Below are 5,432 nucleotides of genomic sequence, written 5' to 3'. Positions count from 1 at the left end.
GCTCGGCCTCGCCGTGGCGGCCCCGGGCGGCCAGCAGCTCGCCGAGCATGGCGTGGGCGCTGGCGTCGCCGGGGCTGTGGAGCAGGCCGGCGCGCAGCACGCGCCTGGCCTCTTCGGTGTCGCCGTACCGGCGGTGCGCGTCCGCGAGCTGCACGAAGACCCCGCCGGGATCCCGGGCGAAGGCTTCTCGGAGCTTGCGGATTTCGCGAAGGGTGGCCTTGGCCATGAAGGCGCTGAACGGGAGCGTGCCGGGCGCCGGGGGGGCGCCGGGCCGGTGGGCGGAAGCGCGGGGAGAGGCGGTTGCCCCGTGCGCCGCGGACCTTTCGCATGTATTCTGGCATGGTGCACCCCCGGCGCGCCAGAGCCTTGCGCCTTCCGGGGCCCCGGAACCGCGCGCCCGTGCACGGTTCCTGCGCGCTGGGCAGGCGCCGGCCGGCTCCCGCGCCGGCGGCACGCCCGCCAAAAACCCGAGAAAACTGTCCCCATGCGCCCCAACGAGGCGGCCGCCGCGGCCATCGGCTGGCTGAACCGCATCGTGATCCTGGCGGTCAGCGTGTTCGTCGTGCAGGCCCTGTGGCCCTCCGGCCCCGAGGACGACGACGAGTTCCCGGCCGCGCCGCCCCCGCCCCGGGGCGAACGCGTCGCCTCCCCGCCCGTGCGCCCCGCCCCTCCCGCGGGCCACCCCGCCGCCCCCGCCGAGGCCGGCCGGCGCGCGCTCCCCGGCGACGACTCGCTCCATGCCGACGCGGCCCGGCGCGCGTGGGTGTACGTGGAGCAGCAGTACCAGCCGGGGACGGGGCTGGTGAACTCGGTGGCGGGCTATCCGTACGCCACGCTCTGGGACGTGGGGAGCGGACTGGCTGCGCTCTACGCCGGGGCCGAGCTGGGGCTGCTGGAGCGCGAGGAGTACGACCGGCGGATGGCGCGGGCGCTGCAGACGCTGAACACCATGCGCCTGTACGACGGCGCGGCCTTCAACAAGAACTATTCGACGACCACGGGGCGCATCGCGGGCCGCAACGACCGCGAGGAGCCGGATGCGATCGGCTACGGCTGGTCGGCCACGGACATCGGGCGGGTGCTGATCTGGCTTCGCATCATCGCCACCACGCAGCCCCGGCACGCCCAGGCGGCGCGGGCGGTGGCCGCGCGGCTGGACCTGGACCGCATGGTGGACGACGGATACCTGTACGGCGAGGACCGCGCCCCCCGCAGCGGGCGCAAGCGGCGCTACCAGGAGGGCCGGCTGCCGTACGAGCAGTACGCCGCCTCCGGCTTCGCGCTGTGGGGGCACAGGGCCGAAAAGGCGCTCTCCCTTCGCGAGAACGCGCGCCCGGTGAACGTGCTGGGCATTCCGCTGATGGCCGACAAGCGGGGCTACGACCACGTGACCAGCGAGCCGGTGATCCTGGCGGGGCTGGAGGTGGGATGGACGCCGGAGATGGCGCAGCTGGCGCGGGGGATGCTGGCGGCGCAGGAGGCGCGGTACCGGCAGACGGGGAAGGTGACGATCGTCAGCGAGGACGCCATTCCCCGCGCGCCGCACTACTTCTACTACTACTCGGTGGTCGGCAACGGGCAGCCGTTCGCGCTGAACGTGCTGAACCCGCGCACCCGGATCTCGGAGCCGCGGTGGGTGAGCGCCAAGGCGGCCTTCGCCTGGCACGCACTGCTGCCGGGCGAGTATACGCAGCGCGCGGTGGCGACCGTGGCTCCCGCCGGCTCGGGCGCGGGCGGATGGGCGTCGGGCGTGTACGAGGGAACGCGCACGTCCACGCGTGGGCAAAACGTGAACACGGCGGCGGTGGTGCTGGAGTCCGCGCTCTACCACGCGCGCGGCGGCCGGCCCTTCATTCAGCCCGCGCAGACGAAGCCCATCGTCCGCCAGCAGGCCCGGGCAGACTCGGCCCGGCGCGATTCGGTGAGGCGGGATTCGGTGCGGCGGAGTGCGGCCCGGCCGGACTCGGCGCGGCGGGATACTGCTCGGGGAGCTCAGCCCGCTGCCAAGGCCCGCACGGGCGACTGAAGTCGCTGCAACGACCACACGAAGTCTGCCTGCGCAGACTGGCTTGTTGCGGTGTGCCTCCAACGATGGGGCACGCCCTGACCTCTGTCCTCCCGCCGAGTGCTGCCTTCGGCGCAATTTGTCATCCAGAGGCCCGTGCGCACTGAATCGGCCCGCAGTGCACACCATGCAGGGCCGTGGGACCTTGCCGCGGATGCCTCTTGGCTGGGGCGCGGCAGCGGCAGGGAACTTCAGGCCTCGGTCCTGATCCTCGCCCTGGGGGAGCCGCCCAAGGCCCGCACGGGCGACCAAAGTCGCTGCAACGACCACACGAAGTCTGCCTGCGCAGACTGGCTTGTTGCCGTGTGCCTACAACGATGGGGCACGCCCTGACCTCTGTCCTCCCGCCGAGTGCCGCCTCCGGCGCTATTTGTCATCCAGAGGCCCGAGCGCACTGAATCTGCCCGCAGTGCACACCATGCAGGGCCGTGGGATCTTGCCGCGGATGCCTCTTGGCTGGGGCGCGGCAGCGGCACGGAACTTCAGGCCTCGGTCCTGATCCTCGCCCTGAGGAGCCGCCCAAGGCCCGCACGGGCGACTGAAGTCGCTGTAACGACCACACGATGTCCACCTTCGTGGACTGGCTCGCTGTGGGGATGGTTCGGGTGTGTGGCGCGACCTGATCGGAATAGAAAACGCGCCGGAGAGGGCTTCCTCTCCGGCCCGTTTTTCCGTCGTTGCTGTCGTCCTCAGTTGCTCGCCAGCATCGTGGGGCGGAGGGACGAGACGTCGCTGTAGCTGGCCAGCACGCCGGCGTCGCGAACGGCTTCCCGGTAGGCCTGCAGCGACGTGGCGCTGGAGTTCACGCGCCAGTCGGTTTCCTTGTCCATGTGGAACCACACGGCGCCGACGACCGCGGGGTGGCGGCGCATGTGGGCAAAGGCCCCGCGGATCCAGCGGGCCTTGGCGTCGCCCGTGCCCTCGTCGCTCGCCACTTCGCCGATGATGATCGGCTTGCCGGGATAGCGCGAGGCCAGGTCCGAAAGCATGTGGTCGGCCTCGGCGCCGTCGACCATGGCGTCGAACTCCTGCCACGATCCGCCGTGCAGCCGCGGCGCGTTGAAGCCGTGCGCGCCCACGTAGTCCACGTACGCGTCGCCGGGATAGTAGTGGCCGTACCAGTTCCAGTGCGCCGGGCCCGTGGCGCGGTTGGTCAGCGGGTTGCCCACGTTGGGGTTGAACACCCAGCGGACGTTGCTGGCGCCCTCGCGGCGGAAGATGTCGACGATGCGGCGCCAGGCGGCGGCGTACTTGGCCGGCGCGCTGTGGTCGCCGCCGTTCTCCACGCCCTGCCACACGTACTGCCAGTTGCCGTTCATCTCCCACGCCGGCTCCAGCAGCACCGTGCCGCCGACGGCCGCCAGCTGCCGGCCGATGCGCGCGAACTCGGCATCCGCGCGGCCCGCGGCGATCGCTTCCAGCAGCCCGGACTGCGGCGCGCCGTTCCAGCGCAGGTCCAGGGCGACGAAGTTGGTGGCGCCCGCCGCGCTCACCTCGCGCAGCACCTTGCCGCACCAGCCGGTGGCGGAAAAGTCGCACGACACCGGGTGGTAGGTCTTCACCAGCGCCGGCGCCTTGCCCACCATGTCGCCGTACTGGCGGATGGCCGCGCCGATGCGCTCGGGCTTGCTGTCGGCTTCGCCCAGGAAGGCGCCGTGAAAGAACGGGCCGCTGGTGGGGGTCACCGGCGCCTCCGGCTTCGTGGGGTCCTCGGGGCCGGTAACGGAGCCCGCGCCGTCGCAGGCCGCGCTGATGAGCACGAGCGATCCGGCGAGAACGACGGACGCGAACGACGAGACACGAGACGAGAGCTTGCGCATGGATGGCACCTTGCTTCGGCGGCCCGACTGGCGTGGCGGGAGCGATCCCGCGGTAGCCTCGTAGCTTTGCGTCCCCGCCTTTCGACGGGTTTGCCATTATCGATCGGTGCCCGGGGAGATTTTCCGGGCGGGAACATCGAGCGCGGAGGAGCCGCGCCCGCGCACCACTCTGGCACGTCGCGTTCCGCACCCGGGTGATGCAGCTAAGTGCTTGCAGATGAGCGTTTTAGATTGGAATGACAGGCGTGGTCCGATTGCAAACCGCGTGGCATTTTGCGGAAGCCCGCGACTTTTGCAAGCGCCGCGTAACCCGTGACGCCACTGCTACATAGGATGCCGACCACCCGCATCCGGCGCCCCTGTGTCATCCCGAAGGAGCGGCCCCGAGACCCCAGCCGCTACCCCATACCTGGCAGCGACTGAGGGATCCGCCACACACCATCCGAAGCGCATCGCTCTCTCCCCACATCGAGGCCCCAACCGGCGCGTCCCGGGGGCGCGACAGCGAGGCACCCAAACTCGAGACACATCCGCCGGGCTCGCCCCTCCCCCGCCCCTCCCCCGGCAAACTGCGCCGGGAGAGGGGAGAACTTCGATTGGGGTTCGATTGGACGTCGGTGCATGCCTCGGCAGCCCCCTCTCCCGGCCTCCCCCGAAACTGCGCGGGAGAGAGGAGCACTTCGACCGAGGCTCTACTGGCTGCCGGCGCATGCCTCGGCAGCCCCCTCTCCCCGGCCCTCTCCCCCGCTGCGCAGGGGAAAGGGAGAATTCGACTGCGTTTCGGCTGGCATGCGCGGGGGTCCTAACACGCGTGCGGCTGAAGCCCGGGCTTACGGCGAGTCCAGCGGCGGATTCACGCAGATAGGTACGAGCCTGTCCGCGGCCCTGTTGCTCTACGGTCACTGTGTGGCGGATCCCTCAGTCGCTGCGGTGTTTAGGCCACGCTGAGGGTACGGTGTGGCCGCTCCATCGGGATGACAGCGCGGACGGCGAAAGCCCCTCTCCGCGGCGATGCGGGGAGGGGCTTCTGCGGGGCGACGAACCGCGACTTACTCCGCGGTGCCGCCTGCCAGCGTGGAGAGGCGGCGGAGGAGCGCGTTGAGCGCGGCGCCTACCTCCGTGAACGTGGCCGACGAGGCGAAGCAAAGGTCCGCGCCCGCCTCCAGCAGCGACGGGCGAACCCCGGCGTCGTCTGCGTCCACGACCACGATGGGCATCCACGCCGCGGCCGGGATCGCGCGAAGCTCGCGCAGGGTCTCGGCTTCGGCGGCGGCGAGCTCGGCGCCCACGATCAGCGCCAAGGGCAGGTCGCCGTGCAGCCGCTGCCGGAGCGTGCCGGCGGCCGGCGTCTCGGCCTCGAAGCCGGAGGCGTGCAGCCGGCCCGCCAGGTCCATCGACCGAAGCTCGCGCGGATGCGCCACCATTACCCGTCCGCCCACGCCATAGCCGATCCCGTACAGCTCGCGCCGCGCCAGCACCCGCCGAAGGATGCTGACCACCGTGGGATCGTACGTGGTGCCGGCCCCGCGCTGAAGCTCGTGCACGGC

4 protein-coding genes and 1 riboswitch are annotated in these 5,432 nt (G+C 71.5%); of the genes, 1 reads left to right on the top strand and 3 read right to left on the bottom strand.

The window, feature by feature from the left end:
* Positions 1-226, bottom strand: a 226-nt coding sequence (locus VIB55_RS21180) for a tetratricopeptide repeat protein (protein WP_331878663.1), incomplete at its 3' end; no start/stop codon positions are given.
* A 258-nt stretch (positions 227-484) separates the two neighbouring features.
* Between VIB55_RS21180 and VIB55_RS21175 the strand changes: the two genes are divergently transcribed.
* On the top strand, positions 485-2,026 hold the full coding sequence (locus VIB55_RS21175; RefSeq protein WP_331878662.1) for a DUF3131 domain-containing protein: 1,542 nt from the start codon (positions 485-487) through the stop codon (positions 2,024-2,026).
* A 728-nt stretch (positions 2,027-2,754) separates the two neighbouring features.
* Here the strand turns inward: VIB55_RS21175 and VIB55_RS21170 are convergent.
* Together VIB55_RS21170 and VIB55_RS21165 are read right to left on the bottom strand one after the other, a co-directional pair.
* On the bottom strand, positions 2,755-3,885 hold the full coding sequence (locus VIB55_RS21170) for a glycoside hydrolase family 26 protein (protein ID WP_331878661.1): 1,131 nt from the start codon (positions 3,883-3,885) through the stop codon (positions 2,755-2,757).
* A 14-nt stretch (positions 3,886-3,899) separates the two neighbouring features.
* Positions 3,900-3,990: riboswitch (cyclic di-GMP riboswitch) on the bottom strand.
* 944 nt (positions 3,991-4,934) lie between these two features.
* Positions 4,935-5,432, bottom strand: a 498-nt coding sequence (locus VIB55_RS21165) for a hypothetical protein (protein ID WP_331878660.1), incomplete at its 5' end; no start/stop codon positions are given.

Origin of the sequence: Longimicrobium sp. (genome assembly GCF_036554565.1) — a bacterium.
In the GTDB taxonomy this organism is placed as follows: domain Bacteria; phylum Gemmatimonadota; class Gemmatimonadetes; order Longimicrobiales; family Longimicrobiaceae; genus Longimicrobium.
This window is presented reverse-complemented; position numbering and strand designations above follow the sequence as displayed.